This window comes from Qipengyuania sp. R86523 (assembly GCF_044596365.1).
Taxonomy (GTDB): domain Bacteria; phylum Pseudomonadota; class Alphaproteobacteria; order Sphingomonadales; family Sphingomonadaceae; genus Qipengyuania; species Qipengyuania citrea.
Genome location: NZ_CP138997.1, coordinates 1833272 through 1852865 on the forward strand (window position 1 = coordinate 1833272; position 19594 = coordinate 1852865).

20 protein-coding genes are annotated in these 19594 nt (G+C 65.4%); 8 read left to right on the forward strand and 12 right to left on the reverse strand.

Annotation, left to right across the window (positions count from 1 at the left end; all coding sequences use genetic code 11):
• Nucleotides 1-96: 96 nt before the first annotated feature.
• Nucleotides 97-2190, forward strand: a complete 2094-nt coding sequence (locus SJY12_RS08990; RefSeq protein WP_397505134.1) for a catalase — start codon at nucleotides 97-99, stop codon at nucleotides 2188-2190.
• Nucleotides 2191-2282: 92 nt separating this feature from the next.
• Here the strand turns inward: SJY12_RS08990 and SJY12_RS08995 are convergent, their stop codons facing one another.
• Genes SJY12_RS08995 through SJY12_RS09010 form a run of 4 tightly spaced genes read right to left on the reverse strand, consistent with a single transcriptional unit; the run spans nucleotide 2283 to nucleotide 5375 of the window.
• On the reverse strand, nucleotides 2283-2945 hold the full coding sequence (locus SJY12_RS08995) for an HAD family hydrolase (RefSeq protein WP_397505135.1): 663 nt from the start codon (nucleotides 2943-2945) through the stop codon (nucleotides 2283-2285).
• A gap of 2 nt (nucleotides 2946-2947) precedes the next feature.
• Nucleotides 2948-3511, reverse strand: a complete 564-nt coding sequence (locus SJY12_RS09000; RefSeq protein WP_269420639.1) for a Smr/MutS family protein — start codon at nucleotides 3509-3511, stop codon at nucleotides 2948-2950.
• The gene (locus SJY12_RS09005) at nucleotides 3508-4692 is read right to left on the reverse strand and encodes a murein transglycosylase A (protein WP_397506683.1); all 1185 of its coding nucleotides are present in this window, start codon (nucleotides 4690-4692) and stop codon (nucleotides 3508-3510) included. The genes SJY12_RS09000 and SJY12_RS09005 overlap by 4 nt, the downstream gene beginning before the upstream one ends.
• Before the next feature lie 29 nt (nucleotides 4693-4721).
• A complete protein-coding gene (locus SJY12_RS09010; RefSeq protein ID WP_397505136.1) occupies nucleotides 4722-5375 on the reverse strand; it encodes a Tim44/TimA family putative adaptor protein in 654 nt (217 codons plus the stop codon).
• A 255-nt stretch (nucleotides 5376-5630) separates the two neighbouring features.
• Here SJY12_RS09010 and secB point away from each other — a divergent pair, with 255 nt between their 5' ends.
• The 4 genes from secB (at nucleotide 5631) to SJY12_RS09030 (ending at nucleotide 9683) form a co-directional block, all read left to right on the forward strand.
• The gene (gene secB / locus SJY12_RS09015; protein WP_050599471.1) at nucleotides 5631-6164 is read left to right on the forward strand and encodes a protein-export chaperone SecB; all 534 of its coding nucleotides are present in this window, start codon (nucleotides 5631-5633) and stop codon (nucleotides 6162-6164) included.
• Between the two features lie 30 nt (nucleotides 6165-6194).
• Nucleotides 6195-7760 (forward strand): murein biosynthesis integral membrane protein MurJ, encoded by a 1566-nt coding sequence (gene murJ, locus SJY12_RS09020; RefSeq protein ID WP_397505137.1) that lies wholly within the window; start codon nucleotides 6195-6197, stop codon nucleotides 7758-7760.
• Nucleotides 7761-7819: 59 nt separating this feature from the next.
• Nucleotides 7820-8833: a tryptophan--tRNA ligase gene (gene trpS, locus SJY12_RS09025; protein ID WP_160766063.1), complete on the forward strand. Its 1014-nt coding sequence runs from the start codon at nucleotides 7820-7822 to the stop codon at nucleotides 8831-8833.
• 163 nt (nucleotides 8834-8996) lie between these two features.
• The gene (locus tag SJY12_RS09030; protein WP_050599474.1) at nucleotides 8997-9683 is read left to right on the forward strand and encodes a DUF4136 domain-containing protein; all 687 of its coding nucleotides are present in this window, start codon (nucleotides 8997-8999) and stop codon (nucleotides 9681-9683) included.
• Nucleotides 9684-9752: 69 nt separating this feature from the next.
• On the opposite strand, the gene dut is transcribed toward SJY12_RS09030, so the two are convergent.
• Together dut and SJY12_RS09040 are read right to left on the reverse strand one after the other, a co-directional pair.
• Complete coding sequence (gene dut, locus SJY12_RS09035; RefSeq protein ID WP_397506685.1) at nucleotides 9753-10214, reverse strand: dUTP diphosphatase; 462 nt, start codon at nucleotides 10212-10214, stop codon at nucleotides 9753-9755.
• Complete coding sequence (locus tag SJY12_RS09040; RefSeq protein WP_397505138.1) at nucleotides 10207-11913, reverse strand: phosphopantothenoylcysteine decarboxylase; 1707 nt, start codon at nucleotides 11911-11913, stop codon at nucleotides 10207-10209. Before SJY12_RS09040 ends, dut begins: the two co-directional genes overlap by 8 nt.
• 185 nt (nucleotides 11914-12098) lie before the next feature.
• On the opposite strand from SJY12_RS09040, the gene SJY12_RS09045 reads away from it, so the two are divergent.
• A complete protein-coding gene (locus tag SJY12_RS09045; protein ID WP_063506850.1) occupies nucleotides 12099-12491 on the forward strand; it encodes a hypothetical protein in 393 nt (130 codons plus the stop codon).
• Here the strand turns inward: SJY12_RS09045 and SJY12_RS09050 are convergent.
• Genes SJY12_RS09050 through SJY12_RS09065 form a run of 4 tightly spaced genes read right to left on the reverse strand, consistent with a single transcriptional unit; the run spans nucleotide 12445 to nucleotide 16932 of the window.
• Nucleotides 12445-13485: a hypothetical protein gene (locus SJY12_RS09050; RefSeq protein WP_397505140.1), complete on the reverse strand. Its 1041-nt coding sequence runs from the start codon at nucleotides 13483-13485 to the stop codon at nucleotides 12445-12447. The two genes, SJY12_RS09045 and SJY12_RS09050, sit on opposite strands and share 47 nt — an antisense overlap.
• Nucleotides 13486-13538: 53 nt before the next feature.
• Nucleotides 13539-14669, reverse strand: coding sequence for a hypothetical protein (locus SJY12_RS09055; RefSeq protein ID WP_397505142.1), 1131 nt, complete (start codon nucleotides 14667-14669; stop codon nucleotides 13539-13541).
• Nucleotides 14636-16198 carry a 2-polyprenylphenol 6-hydroxylase gene (gene ubiB, locus SJY12_RS09060; protein ID WP_397505143.1) on the reverse strand — a complete coding sequence of 521 codons (1563 nt, stop codon included), beginning with the start codon at nucleotides 16196-16198 and terminating at the stop codon, nucleotides 14636-14638. The genes SJY12_RS09055 and ubiB overlap by 34 nt, the downstream gene beginning before the upstream one ends.
• 2 nt (nucleotides 16199-16200) lie before the next feature.
• Nucleotides 16201-16932 (reverse strand): class I SAM-dependent methyltransferase, encoded by a 732-nt coding sequence (locus tag SJY12_RS09065; RefSeq protein ID WP_397505144.1) that lies wholly within the window; start codon nucleotides 16930-16932, stop codon nucleotides 16201-16203.
• Nucleotides 16933-17055: 123 nt separating this feature from the next.
• On the opposite strand from SJY12_RS09065, the gene mutM reads away from it, so the two are divergent.
• The gene (mutM, locus tag SJY12_RS09070; RefSeq protein ID WP_397505145.1) at nucleotides 17056-17871 is read left to right on the forward strand and encodes a bifunctional DNA-formamidopyrimidine glycosylase/DNA-(apurinic or apyrimidinic site) lyase; all 816 of its coding nucleotides are present in this window, start codon (nucleotides 17056-17058) and stop codon (nucleotides 17869-17871) included.
• A gap of 4 nt (nucleotides 17872-17875) precedes the next feature.
• On the opposite strand, the gene SJY12_RS09075 is transcribed toward mutM, so the two are convergent.
• Both SJY12_RS09075 and SJY12_RS09080 read right to left on the reverse strand, forming a co-directional pair.
• On the reverse strand, nucleotides 17876-18547 hold the full coding sequence (locus tag SJY12_RS09075) for a glutathione S-transferase family protein (protein WP_063507133.1): 672 nt from the start codon (nucleotides 18545-18547) through the stop codon (nucleotides 17876-17878).
• Between the two features lie 119 nt (nucleotides 18548-18666).
• Entirely contained in the window at nucleotides 18667-19032 is a 366-nt protein-coding gene (locus SJY12_RS09080) for a hypothetical protein (protein WP_397505146.1), read from the reverse strand.
• Nucleotides 19033-19149: 117 nt separating this feature from the next.
• On the opposite strand from SJY12_RS09080, the gene SJY12_RS09085 reads away from it, so the two are divergent.
• A complete protein-coding gene (locus SJY12_RS09085) occupies nucleotides 19150-19542 on the forward strand; it encodes a VOC family protein (RefSeq protein WP_050599481.1) in 393 nt (130 codons plus the stop codon).
• Nucleotides 19543-19594 lie beyond the last annotated feature (52 nt).

The window sequence follows — 19594 nt, forward strand, 5'->3', positions numbered from 1 at the left end:
CTTTTGCACCGAAATGCGGAACGAAGCGCGCCAGGGTCCGTAGGCCAGTGGGTGGCCGTTTTATGGCGGCCGGGAAACCAGATGGAGCAAGCAGGCATGGCCAAGGAATTCGAACTGTCGGAAGGCGGCGCCAACCACCAGAAGCCGCAGGATGACGACCACGTGATGACCACCGCGCAGGGTCACCCGGTCGCCGACGACCAGAACTGGCTGAGCGCGGGTCCGCGCGGGCCGCAGCTGCTCGAAGACCAGATCGCGCGCGAGAAGATCTTCCACTTCGACCACGAACGGATTCCCGAGCGCGTGGTCCATGCGCGCGGCTACGGAGTGCACGGCCATTTCGAGCTGAAGAAGGCGATCCCGCAATATTCGCGGGCGGCGATCTTCAACCAGGAAGGCGTAAAGGTGCCGACCTTCACGCGCTTCTCCACCGTGGCGGGCAACAAGGGTTCGCCCGACCTCGCGCGCGACGTGCGCGGCTTCGCCACCAAGTTCTACACCAGCGAGGGCAATTGGGACCTCGTCGGCAACAATATCCCGGTGTTCTTCATCCAGGACGCGATCAAGTTCCCCGATCTGATCCACGCCGCCAAGCCCGCGCCCGACCGCGGCTTCCCGCAGGCGCAGACCGCGCATGACAATTTCTGGGACTTCATCTCGCTCAGCCCCGAAGCGATGAATATGGTCATGTGGATCATGTCCGACCGCACGATCCCGCGTAGCTTCCGCTTCATGGAAGGCTTCGGCGTGCATACCTTCCGGCTGGTCAATGCCGAGGGCAAGGCGCATTTCGTCAAGTTCCACTGGAAGCCCTCGCTCGGGCTGCAGTCGGTGGTCTGGAACGAGGCGCTCAAGGTCAACGGGATGGACCCCGACTTCCATCGCCGCGACATGTGGGACGCGATCGATGCGGGCGACTATCCGCAGTGGGACCTCGGCATCCAGGTGTTCGACGAGGAGTTCGCCGAGAAGTTCGAGTTCGACGTGCTCGACGCGACCAAGATCATTCCGGAAGAACAGGTCCCGGTCGAGATCATCGGCACGCTGACGCTCGACGCCAATGTCGACAATTTCTTCGCCGAGACCGAGCAGGTCGCCTTCTGCACGCAGAACATCGTGCCCGGCATCGACCATTCGGACGATCCGCTGCTGCAGGGCCGCAATTTCAGCTATCTCGACACGCAGCTCAAGCGGCTCGGCGGACCCAACTTCACGCACCTGCCGATCAATGCGCCCAAATGCCCGGTGCGGCATTTCCAGCAGGACGGGCACATGGCGATGCACAATCCCAAGGGCCGCGTGAATTACGAACCCAACAGCTGGGGCAGCGGCGACGGCGCAGACGTGGATCCCGGTCCGCGCGCGTCGGCCGAACGCGGCTTCCAGTCCTATCCGGCCGAGATCAGCGGCGCCAAGGTGCGCGAGCGCAGCCCGACCTTTGCCGATCATTACAGCCAGGCGCGGCAGTTCTACATCTCGCAGACCCCGGTCGAGCAGACCCATATGGGCAATGCGCTGACCTTCGAACTGTCGAAAGTGCAGCGCATGGATATCCGCAAGCGCATGGTCGGCCATCTGCGGCATATCGACGAAGGACTGGCGCAGGACGTCGCCGACGGCATCGGCCTGACCGAACTGCCCGACAAGGTGCCCTTCGCGCGCAAGCCGATCAGCGACCTGCCCGAAAGCCCCGCGCTGTCGATCCTCAAGAACGGCCCCGACAGCTTCAAGGGCCGCAAGCTGGGTATCTATATTGCCGAGGGCGCTGATGCGGGTGTCGTGAAGGCGCTGCAGCAGGCGGCCAAGGATGCCGGCGCGATGGCGGAAATCATTGCCCCGCATGTCGCGGGCGCCAAGCTGTCCGACGGCAACATGATGGAAGCCGACGAGAAGATCGATGGCGGCCCCTCGGTGGTCTATGACGCGGTCGCGGTGGTGATGGGCGAGGACAGCGGCAAGCGCTACGCCGAGGACAAGCCGAGCATCGACTTCGTCAACGATGCCTTCGCGCATGCCAAGTTCGTGGCCTATGTCCCCGCGGTCCAGCCGCTGTTCGAAAATGCAGGCGTGTGGAGCCGCCGCGACGACGGCTTCTTCGATGTATCGTCGGGCGAGGACGCCGCGGCAAGTTTCATCGAGACCTGCGGCAAGCTGCGCTTCTGGGACCGCGAGAGCGTCAAGCAGGACTAGGCGCGATGTGAATCGGCGCGAATGACCCGTGCTTTATGCCGGGCGTCTTATAGGAGGCGCCCGGCATTTCGCGTTTGGGAGCGCGGCTGTGCCTAGTCGAGCTGGACGAACCGTTCCGGCACCAGCCGGGTCAAACTGCCGAAATCACCGATTGCCGCTTGCGCACCTGCGGCCAGCAAACGATCACCATAGGCGGGCGTCAGATGGCTGGCGCCCGTAAAGCCGATCACGTCCATGCCCGCGGCGACGGCTGCCTTGACCCCGTTCACGCTGTCTTCGATCACCAGACATTCCGCCGGGTCGACGCGCATCGCGCGGGCGGCGTAAAGGAAGATATCGGGCGCCGGCTTGCCCGCGGCGACAACATCTGCGCTGAAGACACTGCCGGAAAAGCATGGCGCGAGGCCGGTGGCATCCAGCTTGAACTCGAGCTCGGCCTGCGCACTGCTCGATGCGACACAGCATGGTCCGTGTAAACGACGCAGTGCTGCGGCAGCACCGGGCACTGCGCGCAACTCGCGCTCGCCGCGCCTGCGAAGCTCGGCCTTGACTTCGCGGTCGTAGTCATCGGGAAACGGTGCGCCGAGGTCTGCCTCGAGCGCGGCATGCATCGCGCGGTCGGTTACCCCGAGAAAGCGTTCGGTCAGTTCGGCATGCGTGATGTTCAGCCCCAGCTTCCGTAACTGGGTCACGTGCACGTCGGCCAGCAGTACTTCGCTGTCTACCAAAACCCCGTCGCAGTCGAAGATGACCACCGCTAACGTTCGCGCTTGAGCACGATGTAGAGCGCGCCGTCGCCGCCATGGCGCTGGTGCGCGCGGCGAACGGCGGCAATCGCGGGATGGTGGCTCGAGGCGGCCAGCCAGTCGAGCACCTTGGCGCGAATGGCACCGCGCTGCGTGCCGCGGTCGGCCGCTGCCACCGGGCGCGGCTTGCCGGTCACCAGCAATATGCTGCGCGCGCCGATGGCGCGGGCCTGCGCTACGCCGCTCATCAGCCGGTCATAGGCACCGTCGAGCGTGTGGCCGTGCAGGTCGATGGTCACTTCGGGCTGCAACTGCCCGCCCTTGAGCCGCCGGTCCCAATGCGAATCGAGCCCGCGATCGGGCGCTGCGATGTTCCGCGGCGGGGGCGCGGGGACCGGGCGGGGCCTTGCGGGGGACACCTGTTTCTTCGCCTGCTTTTTCGGCGGGGCCGGCGCCTTGGCCTCATGCGCGGGTTGCGGCTGGACGGGGCGCAGCGGATGCAGGGGTTCGACTGTCGCAGCGAGCTTTTCCCACGCAGCAGCTTCTTCGTCGGACAGTCCGCGCGGGGAGCTCACCGCCGCGTTTCGAGACGGTCGAGCGTACCCACCGGCAGCAGGACGAGAGCCGATCCGCTGGCGCTCATGCTGCCGGCGATTTCGCGGGCATCGCCGCCGTTGCCCCAGAAGGTGTCGAAGCGATTGGTGCCCTTGATCGCCCCGCCGGTGTCCTGCGCGATCCAGAGCCCGTCGGCCTCGTCGCGTTCCATGTCGAGAAAGACCGGCGCCCCATAGGGGACGAAATTGGGATCGACCGCGACCGATGCTTCGCGCCGGACGGGCACCCCGAGCGACCCGAGCGGGCCGTCACTGTTCAGTTCACGGAAGAAAATCCAGCTCTTGTTGAGGCGCATGATATCGCGCCCCTGCGCGGGATTGTCGCGGATGAACGCCATGATGCCCTGCATCGAAGTGGCGTAATCGGTGCCTTCGCCGATCAGTCCGCGTTCGCGCATCACGCGGCCGATGCCGACATATTCGCGGCCGTTCTGCCCGGCATAGCCGATCCGCATCAGCGAGCCGTCGGGCAGGCGCAGCAGACCCGAACCCTGGATCTGCAGGAAGAACAGCTCGACCGGATCGGCAGCCCAGGCGATCTCGAGCCCGCGCCCTTCGAGCGCGCCGAGTTCGATCGCAGTGCGATCGTGGAACTGGACGAAGCGCCCGCTGGCGTCATACCGGCCCAGCGGCGGGCGCCCGCTCCGCTCGCTCGCAGGCATATCGTCGGGCCATGCGCGCACCAGTTCGGGAGGCATGGCATAGACGGGCACGTCATATCCCGGCGCGCGCGTCCGGCTGCCGCGGATCTCGGGCTCGTAATAGCCGGTGGCGAAGGCTGCCCCATCGCCCACGCGGGCGGTTTCGAAATAGCTGGCGAAGAACCGGCGCGCGTCCGAGACCGGCCAGGTGGCGGCGGCCTCGCAGGCGGGGCGCCAGTCGTCGGCAAAGGTCAGACCGCTCTGGTCCTCGCGGCGCAGGATAGCGGGACAGGATTCGAGAAACGAGACGAGCGCGGTACCCGCATCATCGGCGCCGATGCCCAGTTCGGTTACCTTAAGGCCGCGAGAAACGGGTGCGAAGGCGGCGCTGGAGACGGTGCCGGGCGGCATGGCGACCGGGGTCTGCGGGCGCATCTCGGGCACGACGCGGACGCAGGCAGCCAGCGCCAGCGTGGCCGCGATTACCAGCAGGTAGCGCATCATCCCTCCCCCCCGGATCGAGCGGCGCGTCAGCCTTCGTCGGTTTCGTCGAGAACCCAGTTGGGATCGGCGGCATCGACATTGCGGCGGAAGGTCCAGACGTCGCGGCTTTCGATCGCGTCGTCGAGCGAACCGGCCACGACATTGCCTTCCGCGCTACGGGTCACTGCGGCGATATCGGCCACGAAGAGCACCGCAATGCGCGCGATGCGGCCATCGAGATCGGCCGAACGCACGGTCGCGTCCTCGATCCTGATCAGCCGGTTGTCGAGCGTTTCGCCCGCTTCTTCGCGCGCGTCGATGGCCTGCGCAAAGCTTTCGTAGACGTCGCCATCGGTCAGTTCGCGCAGCGTATCCTTGTCGCCTTTCCAGAAGGCCTCCAGAATCATCGCGTAAGCGCCCTTGGCACCTTCGAGGAAACCCAGCAGGTCGAAGCCCGGCGAGGCCGCGGCGATGGCGCGCACGCCTGCCTCGCTGGCCGGAGCCGCATTGTCGTTCCCGCGCAGCACCACCGGCTGGCGGGCGGGACGCGGTGCATTCTCGGCCTGCGCAGGCGTATCCGCGCGCTCGAACCGATGCGGCACCACCTCTTCTTCATGCTCCGACCGACGGCCGAGCACCGAATAGAGCCGCAACCCCAGAAAGGCGGCGATCATGGCGAGGATGACGATCTCGGTGATCACGTGATTAACCTGCTTCCCAACTTCATTCGCGAAGGCAACGCGCCTCCGGCAGTCCAACATCTGTCCTGCCCTAGATAGGAAGGAAATACAAACCGACAATGGTCCTGCGGCCCCGCCGCCGCGCCGCGCACCACCGGGCCGGGTCGCGGATTGCTAAACTCGTCCGACAGTGCTAGGCGCGCGCACCGAAGGCCCGCTGCGCCCGGAAATGGCGCGCGCGGGCGGCATTATCGGATAAATGGAAAGCGAATGCACATGGCCGACGAAGGCGACGTTCTCACCGACCTGAACAATCCCGCAGCGGGCGCCAACGGGGCCGACAACCAGCCCAGCGCGGGCGTGATCTCGCAATATATCAAGGACCTTTCGGTCGAGAACCCCAGCGCGCCGCAGTGCTACCAGTGGAACGAGCAGCCGCAGCTCGACGTCCAGGTCAACATCGCCGCCGACAAGATCGCCGAAGACGTTCACGAAGTGACGCTGAAGGTTACCTGCAGCGCCAAGACCAGCCAGGGCACGCTCTATCTGATCGATCTGGACTATTGCGGGCTGATGGGCATGCGCAATCTGCCCGACGAGCAGGCGCACGCTTTCCTGTTCGCCGAAGCCCCGCGAATTCTGTTCCCCTTCGCGCGCCGCGTCATTGCCGATGCCAGCCGCGATGCGGGCTTCCCACCGCTGATGCTCGATCCGATGGATTTCGGCGCGCTCTACCAGCAGCAGCTGGCTGCGCGCGCGCAGGAACAGCAGCAGGGCGCCGCGGCGACCCCGCCCGCCGGCGAAGCCTGAGCCGCTGATTCGCCCGGGAGGCTCTGACAGGTGAGCCTGCTCAAGAACGTCGGGACCATCGGCGGACTGACCGCGGTCAGCCGCGTCTTCGGCTTCGTGCGCGACATCCTGGTCGCGCGCGTGCTCGGCGCAACGCCGATGGGCGACGCGTGGCAGCTGGCCTTCATGCTGCCCAACATCTTCCGCCGCCTGTTCGCCGAAGGCGCCTTTGCCAGCGCCTTCGTGCCGCTTTTCAACCGGCGGATGGTCGAAGGGCAGAGCGAGGCCCAGCGCTTCGCCGAAAGCGTATTGTCGCTGCTGCTGCCGATCCTGATCGTATTTGGCGGGCTGGCGATGGTGGCGATGCCGTGGGTGGTCGCCTATTTCGCACCCGACGGCCTCGAAAGCGATCCCGAAGCCTTGCCGATCGCGGTGATGATGGCACGGATTACCTTCCCCTACCTCCTGTTCATGAGCCTTGCGACGCTAGTCGCCGCCGTGCTCAACTCGCTGTCGCGCTTCGCTGCCGCGGCGGCGGCACCGGTGCTGCTCAACCTCTGCCTGATCGCAGCGCTGCTATACGGCGCATCGCTGGGCGAAGGGGTGATGGCGCGCCGCGAAAGTGCGTTCTGGCAATCGGTCGCGCTCAGCGCCTCGGGCCTGCTGCAACTGGTGTGGCTGGCGTTCTGGATGCACCGCGCGGGCTTTCGGATCCGCCTGCTGCTGCCGCGGGTCTCGCCCGGGGTAAAGGAACTGGGTGTGCTGATCGTCCCTGCGGTGTTCGGTGCGGGCATCTACCAGATCAGCCGCTTCGTCGACCTGTTCTTCCTCTCTACGCTGGAGGTCGGCAGCTACACCTATCTCGCAATGGCTGACCGCTGGAACCAGCTGCCGCTGGGGATCATCGGGATCGCGCTGGGCACCGCCATCCTCCCCGCCCTGTCGCGCTACCTCTCGCGCGAGGAGAACGACGAGGCGCAGCGGCTGCAATCGAACGCGATCGAGCTGGCGATGCTGCTGACCGTGCCCGCGGCTGCGGCATTGTTCGTATCGGGCAGCGCCTTCACCCGCGTGTTCTTCGCTGGCGGCGCGTTCAGCGTCGAAGATGCCCTGAATACCGGCACGGTGGTCAGCGGGCTGGTGATCGGCCTGCCCGCCTATGTGCTGATCAAGGTGCTGACGCCCAATTTCTTTGCCCGGAAAGACACGCGCACCCCGGTGTTCACCGCTGCGGCGTCGCTGGTGGTCACGGTGGGGCTGAATATCCTGTTGGTCCCGCGCCTGGGCGTGCTGGCGCTGGCCGTGGCAGGGTCGATCGGCGCGTGGTGCAATGTCATGCTGCTTTACGCGATCCTGGTCAGGCGCGGGTATTTCCGCCTGCCGTCACGGATCGCGGGGCGGATCGTGCGAATCTTCATCGCCGCGCTGGCGATGGCGCTCGCGCTGTGGGCGCTGATGGGTCCGCTGGACCCGTGGTTCGACGGCACGATACTCCAGCGTGCGGGCGGGATCGCCGCGGTGACATTGACGGGCACTGCGGTCTACGGCATCGCGGCGATCCTCCTCGGGGTGCTCGACCGGGCGACGATCGCCCGGCTGCTGCGCCGCCAGACCTGAACCCGACGGGCCGATCCTGGCCGGCCCGAACCTGATTGAGAGAATTCATGCGTCCTGACATGCGGGTAGTTTCCGGCATCCAGCCCACCGGCAATCTCCACCTCGGCAATTACCTCGGGGCGATCCGCAACTGGGTGCGCATGCAGGACGATATGCAGGACGGCGAGCAATGCCTGTTCTTCCTCGCCGACCTGCATGCCATTTCGATGCCGCACGATCCGGCCGAACTGCACCGCGGCACGCTGGAAATGGCCGCGGCCGTGGTCGCCTGCGGGATCGATCCGCACCGGAGCATCCTGTTCAACCAGGCGCAGGTCCCCGCGCATGCGGAAATGCAGTGGCTGCTCAATGGAACCGCACGAATGGGCTGGCTCAACCGCATGACGCAGTGGAAGGACAAGGCGGGCAAGAACCGCGAAGGCCAATCGGTCGCGCTGTTCGCCTATCCGGTGCTGCAGGCCGCCGATGTACTGCTCTACCAGACAACGCATGTTCCCGTCGGCGAAGACCAGAAACAGCATCTCGAACTGGCACGCGACATCGCGCAGAAGTTCAACAACGATTTCGCTGGTGAGGATACGCCGGTCTTCACCCTGCCCGAAGCGATCACACCGCCGCAGGCCGCCCGGATCATGAGCCTGCGCGACGGGTCCAAGAAGATGAGCAAGTCCGACCCGTCCGAGATGAGCCGGATCGAACTGGCCGACGATGCCGATACGGTGATGAAGAAGGTCAAAAAGGCCAAGACCGATCCCGAACCGCTGCCGAGCGAGGCAGGCGGGCTGGTCGGCCGGGCGGAAGCGCTGAACCTCGTCACGATCTATGCTGCGGTTGCCGACACCACGGTCGAGGCCGTGCTGGGCGAATACGGCGGCGAGGGTTTCGGCAAGTTCAAGCCCGCGCTGGGCGAACTGCTGGTCGAAACGCTGCGACCGATCTCCACCCGGTTCAACGAGCTGCTCGACGACCGCGAGGCGCTCGATGCGATACTGGCGCGCGGCGCCAGCCAAGCCCGCGAACTAGCGCGCCCCACGCTCGACGCGACATATTCTGCGCTTGGGCTGGTGCGTTAAGCGCGCGGTCATCGCATCAAATGTGAATCCGGACATTCAATCCGGGTTAATCGCCATTCGTCCATAGCCATGCACAGCTAATGGCAGTGTGCCTCGGGCAAGCGGTGGGCTGCGCACGATCGCGTTTCCGTGTAAGAAACGCCAACAGTACAAAGGACTGAGCATGACCAACCTGAACCAGGGTTGGGGGCGCAAACTCAAGCTCGCCTCCGTTCCCGTCATCCTTGCAGGCCTCGCAGCCTGTGCCACCCCGTTCAAGGCGGATGTCTCGCGTTTCCAGACGCAGTTGCCCGCCCCGCAGGGGGAAACCTATTTCGTCGTGGCCGATGATCCGGCGCTCGCCGGCGGGCTAGAGTTCGCGCAATATGCCGACCTCGTCGAAGCGCAGATGTCGAGCCTCGGCTATGCCCAGGCTGCATCGCCCGAAGACGCTTCGCTGCTCGTCCGTTTCGACTACGAGGTCGACAAGGGCCGCGAACGCGTGCGGTCGACCGGCTTCAGCGACCCGTTCTATTCGCCGTGGTACGGCTACCGTGCGCGGACCGGCTATTACCGCCCGCGCTATGTCGGCAGCCGCTGGGGCTATGGCTATTACGACCCGTGGTTCGGCGGGCAGGAAGTCCGCAGCTACACCGTCTACACCAGCGAGATCGACATGAAGATCGACCGCGCCGCGACGGGCGAACGCTTGTTCGAAGGCCAGGCGCAGGCGATTTCGACCTCGAACCGGCTGCAGTATCTGGTGCCCAACCTCGTCGAAGCGATGTTTACCGATTTCCCCGGCAATTCGGGCGAAACGCTGCGTATCTCGATCGCGCCCGAAAAAACCACCGTGCGCAAGATCGACTGATCCGCGCGGGTGAAAATTCAGCCAAGCGAAGGGCGGTCCGCGAGCGGGCCGCCTTTTTCGTACCGGCGCTCAGCCCAGTTTCGCGTGGCCGCCTGTCGAGCCGAAGCCGCCTTCACCGCGAACGGTCGCATCGAGCTCGCCCACCTCGTGCCACGCGGCCTGCGTGACCGGGGCCAGCACCAGCTGTGCGATCCGGTCGCCCCGGGCGATCGCGAAATCTTCCGTCCCGTGGTTGATCATGATGACCTTGATCTCGCCGCGGTAATCGCTGTCGATCGTCCCTGGCGTGTTGGGCACGGTTATCCCGTGCTTGAGCGCGAGGCCCGATCGCGGGCGGACCTGGATTTCGAAACCCTGCGGAATTGCGACCGCGAGACCGGTAGCGACAGCACGCCGCTGTCCCGGCGCCAGCGTCAGGTCTTCGGCGGCAAGCACGTCCATCCCCGCCGCGCCATCGGTGGCATAGGCGGGTAGCGCCAGTCCTTCGCCATGCGGCAGCCGCTTGACCTGCACGCCCACCGGATCAGTCATCGGCGTCATCCCCCGGCACCAGCGCTTCCGCGGCACGCAGCACCAGTTCGCGCGCGACGTCTTCCTTGGCCATCTCGGGCAGGCTCTCAACCCCGCGCGCGGTGACGATATGGACCTGGTTGAGGTCGCCCCCCATCACGCTTTCGCCGATATCGCCTGCGACATTGTTGGCCACGATCCAGTCGGCGCCTTTTCGCTTGCGCTTGGACTTGGCATTTTCGACCACGTTCTCGGTTTCGGCGGCGAAGCCGATCAGCAAGGTCGGGCGCTTGCGACCCGCCGCCGTGCTGGCAAGAATATCGGGGTTTTCCGCGAGGATCAGCGCGGGCGGCGCCGAGCCGCGTTTCTTCATCTTCTCGCCCGCGACATGCCGGCTCTTCCAGTCCGCAACCGCGGCGACCATGAAGGCGATATCCACCGGCAGTGCGCGGCGCACTTCCTCGGCCATGTCCTCGGCGGTCTCGACGTCGATGCGGTCGACCCCGACCGGGGTGGGCAGGTGCACAGGTCCGGCGATCAGAGTAACGCGGGCCCCTGCCGCTGCGGCCATCGCGGCGATGGCAAAGCCCTGCTTCCCGCTGGACCGGTTGGCAATATAGCGCACCGGGTCGATCGGTTCGCGCGTCGGGCCCGCGGTGATGAGCACATGCTTGCCATAGAGCGGCCGGTGTTCGGGATCGGGATCGAACGCCGCCTGTCCCGCCAGCGGCGAAGCGTCGAAGGCTGCGGCCTCCGTCTGGAAGGCGTCGGCCATGGCCTGCGGCATCGCGTGGCCATCGTCGCCGTAAGCCAACGCCCCGGGATCGGTCGGCGGGGCTGCCGAAGCCTTGCCCTTGGTCGCCAGGATCGGTCCTGCGGCGGGATCGGGTTCGGACGGTTCGGGTAGTTCCGCGCCCTCGAAGCCGGCTTCATCGCCCGCTTCGGGCAGCTCTTCGAGTTCGGCCTCGATTTCCTCGTGGGTGCGGGTTTCCGTCGTCCGCGGAATGATCATCGACAGCAAGCCGCCCAGCCCGCCGCCGCTGGGGGTATCGTCTTCTTCCTCCCCGTCATCCTCGAACATAAGCTCCGAAGGTTCGAGCGTCTCGCCGAGCGGCACGCTTTGCGCGGGCGCGGCAAGCTGCGCAGGCACCGGAGCGCCGAGTTCGGGCAAATCGAGGTCGAGATCGAGCTCCTGCGCTATCCGCGCGAGGATGGACGGCGGTTCGGGCATCCGCCCGGCGCCAAATTCGCCGCAGGCCATCGCGCCCTCGTCGGGGTCCATCACTGCGACACCCGCCTGGCGCAACCAGTCGGCGTTGCGCTGGGTCGCCGAATGCTCCCACATGCGCACGTTCATGGCCGGCACGGTCAGCACCGGCTTGTCGGTCGCCAGTATCAGCGTGGTGGCGAGGTCGTCGGCGATCCCGGCGGCCATCTTGGCCAAGAGGTCGGCGGTTGCCGGACACACCACCACCAGGTCGGCTTCGCGGCTCAGCTGGATATGCCCCATCTCGACCTCGTCCTTGAGATCGAACAGCGAAGTGTAGACCTTGTTCTCGCTCAGCGCGGCAAGCGCCATGGGCGTGACGAATTGCTGGCCGCCCTTCGTCAGCACGCAGGTCACTTCGCCGCCGGCCTTGCGGATCAGGCGCACGAGTTCGCACGACTTATAGGCCGCTATGCCGCCGCCAATGACGAGCAGGATCTTCGGGCCGTTCACGCCGGGACTGCGCCTTGCAGCGGTGGCTCCGGACGCGCCGGTACGGTTCGGCAAATGCATAGCCAGTGTGTCATTGCCGCGCTTGCTAGCGCCCCCCGTTTGGTATTGCCAGCGTGTAGCACTGGCGTTTTACGCGATACTCCTTAACCTTGTATGGTGAAAGAAAAGGAAACGGGGAGGTTTCGATGCATGTGATCCTGAGCGCGATTTTGTTGGCCCTTGCGATACTCGACCTGGTGCTGGGTACCAGTTTCCTCGTCGATCCCGCCAGCGCGGCGAGCGACTTCGGCCTGACGATCGCCTCGACCCACGGCGAATCGACATTGCGGGGCGACATGACCGCCTTCTTCTATGTCACCGCGCTGTCGCTGGCGTGGGGCGCATGGAAACGGCGGGGCGAGGTGTTGCTGCCGGCGCTCGGCCTGTTCGGCATCGCCTTCATCGGACGCTTCATCAATGTCGTGGCGCAGGGGCCCTATGAAGGGTGGATGGTGCCGATGGCGGTGGAAGGGTTCCACTGCATCGTGATCATCATTGCGATACGCGCGTGGGGCTCCGGGCAAGCCGCTGCTGCCTGACCGCCCTTGCAAGGTCGGCCAGGGCGCGAGGAACCAGCGCGAGACCCACGCCGTAAGCAGGGACGAACAGCCCCATCCAGTAGAAGTTCTCCTGCCGCGCGAACAGCGCTACGGCAGTGATGAAGCCTGCGAACCACAGCGCCGCGAACATGCCCAGCCGGCCACCCGCCCCGAGCCAGCCGAGCAAGGCAAGCACTCCGAGCGTCCCTGCAAGCCAGCTCGGCAATGTCTGCAGTAATGTGGTCACATGAATGCCGTATAGCGGCAGCGCGGGTCCCAACAGGCCGCTCCATCCTATCGAGACGAGATCGCCCGGCGCGCGAACCGCATCCACCATCGCAGCGTGCACGGTGAAGCCGACCAGCAAAGCAAGCAGCGCACCCGCAATTGCCAGCGCCTTGCCTCGCTCGCCCGCAAGGCAGGCAACCACACCCCAGGCCCCCAGAAACGGCAGTGCGAGTTCGCGCAGCGCGATCGCACAGGTCGCCATGAGCAAACCTGCAAGCCAGCCGGGGCCCGCCGACAGCGCAAGCGCGAGCGACAGCATCATCCCGGCAAGCAGTTCGTGGCTGAAGGCAATGTCGGGGATAAAGCCGACCATGCCAAACGCTGCAGCCAGAGCAGCTGCTGCCAATGCGGTCGAACGGCCGCTTCTACGCAATGCACCGTACCAGGCGAGGATATTGGCTGCCCATAACAGGACAGCGATGATCCGCCAGCCATCCGCGCCCCACAGGGCGGTGGTCCATGCCAGGACGGGCGTGCGCATCGTCACGAATGGTGCGGTCGGCATGCCAAAGACGCGGTGCTCAGTTGCCGCGGCGGTGTAATAGCTTTCGCCTGCGGCAACCCGGCCGTTGATTGCACGGTAGAGATCCATATCGAGACGCTCGCCGCGTTCGAGACGCTCCGCGATGTCGCCCGTATGAGCCGCATCCCGCATCTCGAGCGCAAACCCGTTCCACACGCAGGCAAGCAGGGCGATGACAGCCAACAACAGTGCCATCCTCGGGGACAGCCCAGCAAGCGGATGTTCGGGAAGTCTCATCAGCGCCCCCGCGCCGCTCGAAGCAGGGACGCTCCTGCCATCGGAAGAAAGGCAAGACCGACAAAAATGGCTGGCGCGACCACCGCGCCCCAGTAGAAATTGTTGGCGCGTCCGGCGAGCATGAAGGCAATCCCGTATCCGAGATAAAGCAGGGTGCCGGTGGTGCCTGCTGCGGATTTCCACCCTGCCCAGCCCAGCAATGCCAGGAGTACGATCGGCCCGGCGATACCATGCGGTAGGAACCGGAGGTTCGAGCTCAGAACCACGTTGCCGAGCCATCCAGCAAGTCCGCGCAGGGCTAGCCAGCCCGGGCCTTGCGGATCGCTCGCCAGTATCTGCGGCGACAGCAGCGCCAGATGCGCGCCTATTCCCACGAGAAACAGGAGGACGAGCCCGGCCCAGGCGGCTGCCTCCGTCCAGTCGCGCCGCCATGCCGCCATCGCTGCGAGCAGCAGCACAAAGGGCAGGACATGTTCGCGAATGGCGAGCGCCAACGCGGTCACCGCCAGTGCCCAGCCCCAACGGCCCGGCCGATGCAGGCCGAACGCCAGCGCGATCAGCATCCCCGCCCATAATTCGTGCAAGACGAAAAACCATCGGTTGAGACCGAGCGTTGCGCTTGCCGCCAGCAGCGCGATGGCGACGACCCGGTGACGCTCACCACCCGGCTCATCCCCCAAGCGGTGCCACCAGGCAGCAAGAGTGGCAGCCAGCAAAACCGCCGCCAGTGCGGTCATCCACAACTCGCCCAGTATGGCATGGAGATAAGCAAGTGTTGGCAGACGGACAGTAATCCCCGGGCGAACCGGATAATCGCGTGCGCGCTGCTCTTCGACAATGAAGTCGTAATAGGATTCGCCGCCAGCGATCCGCTCGATCACGCGATCATAGAAGGCCAGATCGTCGTCACGCGTGGGCTGGACGAGGGCGGTATGCGTATCGCGTGCCAACGGCGGTACGGTGTGTTCGCGGTCGAGCGGCGTCAGCGCAGCAAGCAGCAGCAGTGCCGCGACCAGCGCGAGGAGCGCCCGGGCCGGCCAGCGACCCCAGCGAGCGAAACGGTCCCAGCGCGGGGCATAGCCCGCGCCGGTGCCGGTCAGCCGATCCACCCCTGTGTTGTCGCTGCCCATGCGGCGAGCCCCCCTGCCACTGCCGCGAAAGCATAGCCCAGCATTCCGCGACCGCGCGCCTTGCGGCGGCGCCTTTCCCACATCAATTCAACCTTGGGCAGCGGCGGCGCTTCGGGGGCGCCACCCTTGGGGGGAAAGCGTTCCTCTATACGGCGGACAAGTTCGGGAATCCGCAGCAGCGTTCCGGTGTCTTCGCGGATGCGATCGGCGAGCGCGGCCTCGGGGCCGAGTTCATCGCGGATCCAGCTGCGCACGTAGGGCGCACTGACATCCCACATGTTGATTGCGGGATCGAGCTGCGTTGCGATGCCTTCGACCATCACCATGGTTTTCTGCAGCAGCAGCAGGTGCGGCTGCGTCTGCATGTCGAAATCGCGGGTAATCGCGAACAGCCCATCGAGCATCTGTCCGACCGACAGTTCGCTGACCGGTTTGCCACGCATCGGTTCGCCCACCGCCCGCAGCGCTGTCGCGAACTCGTCGACATCGTGATAGCTGGGCACGTATTGCGCTTCGAAATGGATTTCGGCGACGCGTTTGTAATTGCCCGTCGTCAGCCCGTAGAGGATTTCCGCCAACCACATACGCGCGCGGCGATCGATCCGCCCCATGATGCCGAAGTCGATCGCCGCGATCGTGCTGTCGGCTTTGACGAACAGGTTGCCCTGGTGCATGTCGGCGTGGAAAAAGCCCGCCGCGATCGCCTGCTTGAGGAAAGCGAGCACCAGCCGGCTGGCCAGTTCCGCCGTGTCGTGCCCTGCTGCGCGGATCGCCTCGGTGTTGCTGATCTTGATTCCGTCGATCCAGTCGACCGTCATCACGCGGCCGTTGGTCCGGTCCCAGTCGATCCCGGGGATTTCATAGCCAGCCGTGCCGACCATGTGCTGGGCCAGTTCGGAGGCGCTTGCCGCCTCGCGCCGCAAGTCGAGCTCGCGATTGGTCCAGCGCTTGAAATTGGCGATGATCAGACGGGGCCGCAACCGCGCGGCCTCGCCGCCGAAGCTCTCGAGATGCGCCGCTGCCCACTCATAGGTACTGATGTCGCGGGCGAACTGTTCGCGCACGCCGGGACGCAGCACCTTGACCGCGACCTGCCGGCCTTCGGTGGTAACCGCGCGGTGGACCTGCGCGATCGACGCCGCGCCGATTGGCACCGGGTCGAATTCGGCCCACAGCGCCTCGATCGGTTGCTCGAAACTGGCTTCGATGCTGGCCCGGATCTCGGCGAAATCCACCGGCGGCAGGTTGTCCTGCAGCATGAGCAGATTGCGGGCTGCCTCTTCTCCGACCAGATCGGGGCGGGTGGCGAGTGTCTGGCCCAGCTTGATCGCGGCGGGGCCGATGTCACGGAACGCTCCGGCGTAGTCGGGGGTGTCGGGTTGCCGGGTGCCGAAACGCGCAATGCGTGCCAGCCGCTTGATCGGTGCGGGCGTGTTGGGATCGCTTTCGATCCCCCGCAGCGCTCCGTGGCGCGCCAGCGTGCGCCCCCATTTGAGCAGGCGCCAGATATGCGTCGAGGGCCGTGCCACCCCTAGACCTTCCATCCCGAATGGATCGCGACGAGCCCGCCGAGAATCGGTTCGACGCGGGTGTTTTCGAAACCCGCCGCGCGGATCATGCGTTCGAAGCCGGGCATGTCGGGGAAGCGGCGGATCGATTCGACGAGATAGCGATAGCTGTCCTCGTCATTGGCAATCGCCTTGCCGATCTGCGGCACCAGCTTGTGCGAATAGAGGTCGTAGGCTTCCTTGAAGCCGGGCCATTCGACAGTGCTGAATTCGAGGCAGAAGAAGCGCCCGCCATATTTCAGCACGCGATGCGCTTCCTTCAGCGCCCGGTCGATATGCGTGACATTCCTGATCCCGAACGCAATCGTGTAGGCATCGAAGATACGGCTCGAAAAGCTCAGTTCCTCGGCATTCTGGCGCGACCATACCAGCCCGTCGATCCCGCGCTCCATCGCGCGCTCGATCCCGACATCGAGCATGTCCTGGTTGATGTCCGAGACAGTGATGCTCGCGCCCTTTTCGGCCATGCGGAAAGCGATGTCGCCGGTGCCGCCCGCCATGTCGAGAATGGCTTCGCCCGGCTGCGGTTTGACGCATTTGACGAAGCGGTCCTTCCACAAGCGGTGCATGCCCACGCTCATCGCGTCGTTCATCACGTCGTATTTGGCGGCGACATTGGAAAAAACCTCGCCCACGCGGCCGGTCTTTTCCGCAGCATCGATATCTTCGTAGCCGAAGGAAACGGTTTCGCTCATGCGGGGGCCTTAGGGGGAATTGCGGCCGCGGCAAAGGCCTTGAATTAGCCCGTCATCCCAGCGAAAGCTGGGATCGCCCTCCGACAACAACCCCAGCTTTCGCCGGGGTGACGAGATTTTCAGATGCCCGAGCTTCCCGAAGTCGAAACCACCGTCCGCGGGCTTGCCAGATTTCTCGAGGGCGAGCGGATCACCAGCGTGCGGGTGAACCGGCCCGACATGCGGCGCCCCTTCCCGCCCGATCTGGTGCAGGCGCTGACCGGGGCGACCGTCTCGGGCCTGTCGCGCCGCGCGAAATACGGCATCCTCCATACCGACCGTGACCATGCGATGGTGTTCCATCTCGGCATGAGCGGGCGCTGGCGGATCGATCCCGAAGCAGCGGACAAGCACGATCATTTGGTGCTGGAGACCGAGGGCCATGTCTTCGCGCTCAACGATCCGCGCCGTTTCGGCTCGGTCGACCTGCTGCTCGCCCCCGAACTCGATCTATGGCCGCCCTTTGCCGCGCTTGGCCCCGAACCGCTGGGCGCCGATTTGACGCCCGAGCATTTGCGCGAGGCGACACGCGGCCGCAAGCAGGCGATCAAGCTGCTGCTGCTCGACCAGCGGATCGTGGCGGGCCTGGGCAATATCTATGTGTGCGAAGCGCTGTGGCAGGCGGGCATTCACCCGCGCAAGGCCGGCGGCAAGGTAACCATGCCGCAGCTCAGGCGGCTCATCCCGGCGATCAAGGATGTGCTCACGCGCTCGATCGAAGACGGCGGCTCGACGCTGCGCGATTTCGCGCAGCCCGATGGCAATCTCGGCTATTTCGCTACCCGCTTCCATGTCTATGGCCGCGAAGGCGACGCCTGCCACCGCGATGACGGCGGGACCGTGCGGCGGATCGTGCAGGGCGGGCGCAGCACGTGGTTCTGCCCCCTGTGCCAGAAATAGCCGGTCAGGCGTCGACCAGCGCGTAATGCGGGGGCGGCGGCAGCCCTTCCATCTTCTCGCTGAGCAGCGGCCGGAAGCTGGGGCGGCTCTTCATCACCGAATACCAGTGCCGCGTCTGTTCGTGGCCCTTCCAGTCGATCCCGCCGAGGTAATCCGCCACCGACAATTGTGCTGCGCAGGCGAGATCGGCGAGGCCGAGCGTCGGCCCGGCAAGCCACTGGCGGGTATCCACCAGCCAGTCGATATAGTCGAGATGTGCATGCGCGTTCTTCATCGCTTCACGCAGGACGCGCGAATCGGGCGGCTGGCGCAACACGAGCCGCTTCTTCATCCGTTCGTGCAGCAAGGGCCCTGAAACATCGGCATAGAGGTTCTCGTCGAACAGCGCGACGAGCCGGCGGATCTCGGCGCGTTGCAGCGCGGAACCGTTGATCATCGGGTTGCGCTCGACCGTTTCCTCGAGAAATTCGCAGATCGCCTGGCTGTCCGACAGGCTGACGCCGCGGCCCGCATCGTGCAGCACCGGCGTGCGTCCGGCCGGGTTCAGATGCCAGAATTCGTCGCGCCCTTCCCACGGGTGTTCGCGCACCAGTTCGTAGGCAATGTTCTTCTCGCCCATCAGCAGGCGCAGCTTGCGGCTGAACGGGCACAGGGGGAATTGGTAGAGCTGCCACATGGATTGATTGCCTTGCCACAAGCCCGGGGCATGCGTCCACTGGGCCGCGGTACTCTACGCATAAAATTGCGCGCATTCCGGCCGCGGCGAATGCTGTGCCGGAATGCCCAGCGAAGCGATCAGAGCCCCGCGGCGTCGAGCAGCATCAGGCAGGCAGGCATGACCTCGTCCAATTGCTCGGGAGTTTCGGCCAGCGCCGTGTGTTCGCGCATCACCAGCCCCATGATCGTCCTGCGATCCGCGCCGAGTTCGTCCATCAGCCGTGCAGTCGTGCGCACGAAGAATTCCTGTCCGCGCTCGGCCATCACGGGATAGCCGACTGCCCCGTCCTCGCCCGCGCGCTGCGCCTTGTGGACCAGCCCGAAGGCGACCGAACAGCGCAGCGCGCCCGACTGTTCGAGCGTCAGATCGGGCAACGGAGCGGCCGGTGCGGCCGAGGCAACCTGCATGAAGGAAAGGGCGAGCGGTGCGAGAAGCATGGTCATGTCCTGCTTCTAGACCCGCACGGATGAACCGCAAGCTACTCCGGATGCCGATCGTCGCTTGTCTCGCCACTGCGCACGGTTAAGGTGGCGAAACGAAACTCAAAGGAGAGAGATGCGATGTTCAACCACATCATGATCGGCACCAACGATATCGAGAAATCCAAGGCGTTCTATGAAAAGGTGCTCAAGGTGATCGGTGTCGAAGGGGCGATGGACAACACGCTCGACAGCGGGATCAAGCGCGTCTTCTTCATGCATGGCGGCAATGTGCTGGCGCTGTCGCAGCCGATCGACGGCGAACCCGCGACCTGCGCCAATGGCATGACCATCGGCTTTAAATGCGATTCGCCCGAACAGGTGAAGGAACTGCACGATGCCGCGATCGCCGCGGGCGGCACCAGCATCGAAGACCCGCCGGGCCTGCGCGAAAGCGCTATGGGGGCGATGCACCTGTGCTATTTCCGCGATCTCGACGGACACAAGATCTGCGGCCTGCACCGCGCCGGGTGATCGCCGCACCGGGGGGATGCACGACCGAATTTCCGTCATCCCCCGCCTGCGC

Coding starts and splice junctions, on each gene's coding strand:
- SJY12_RS09005 (WP_397506683.1), bottom strand. CDS start 4,692: ATGCGCTACCTGCTGGTAATCGCGGCCACGCTGGCGCTGGCTGCCTGC.
- SJY12_RS09075 (WP_063507133.1), bottom strand. CDS start 18,547: ATGTGGCAGCTCTACCAATTCCCCCTGTGCCCGTTCAGCCGCAAGCTG.
- SJY12_RS09030 (WP_050599474.1), top strand. CDS start 8,997: ATGACCAACCTGAACCAGGGTTGGGGGCGCAAACTCAAGCTCGCCTCC.
- trpS (WP_160766063.1), top strand. CDS start 7,820: ATGCGGGTAGTTTCCGGCATCCAGCCCACCGGCAATCTCCACCTCGGC.
- SJY12_RS09045 (WP_063506850.1), top strand. CDS start 12,099: ATGCATGTGATCCTGAGCGCGATTTTGTTGGCCCTTGCGATACTCGAC.
- SJY12_RS09065 (WP_397505144.1), bottom strand. CDS start 16,932: ATGAGCGAAACCGTTTCCTTCGGCTACGAAGATATCGATGCTGCGGAA.
- dut (WP_397506685.1), bottom strand. CDS start 10,214: ATGACTGATCCGGTGGGCGTGCAGGTCAAGCGGCTGCCGCATGGCGAA.
- SJY12_RS09055 (WP_397505142.1), bottom strand. CDS start 14,669: ATGGGCAGCGACAACACAGGGGTGGATCGGCTGACCGGCACCGGCGCG.
- mutM (WP_397505145.1), top strand. CDS start 17,056: ATGCCCGAGCTTCCCGAAGTCGAAACCACCGTCCGCGGGCTTGCCAGA.
- SJY12_RS09080 (WP_397505146.1), bottom strand. CDS start 19,032: ATGACCATGCTTCTCGCACCGCTCGCCCTTTCCTTCATGCAGGTTGCC.
- SJY12_RS09085 (WP_050599481.1), top strand. CDS start 19,150: ATGTTCAACCACATCATGATCGGCACCAACGATATCGAGAAATCCAAG.
- SJY12_RS08990 (WP_397505134.1), top strand. CDS start 97: ATGGCCAAGGAATTCGAACTGTCGGAAGGCGGCGCCAACCACCAGAAG.
- secB (WP_050599471.1), top strand. CDS start 5,631: ATGGCCGACGAAGGCGACGTTCTCACCGACCTGAACAATCCCGCAGCG.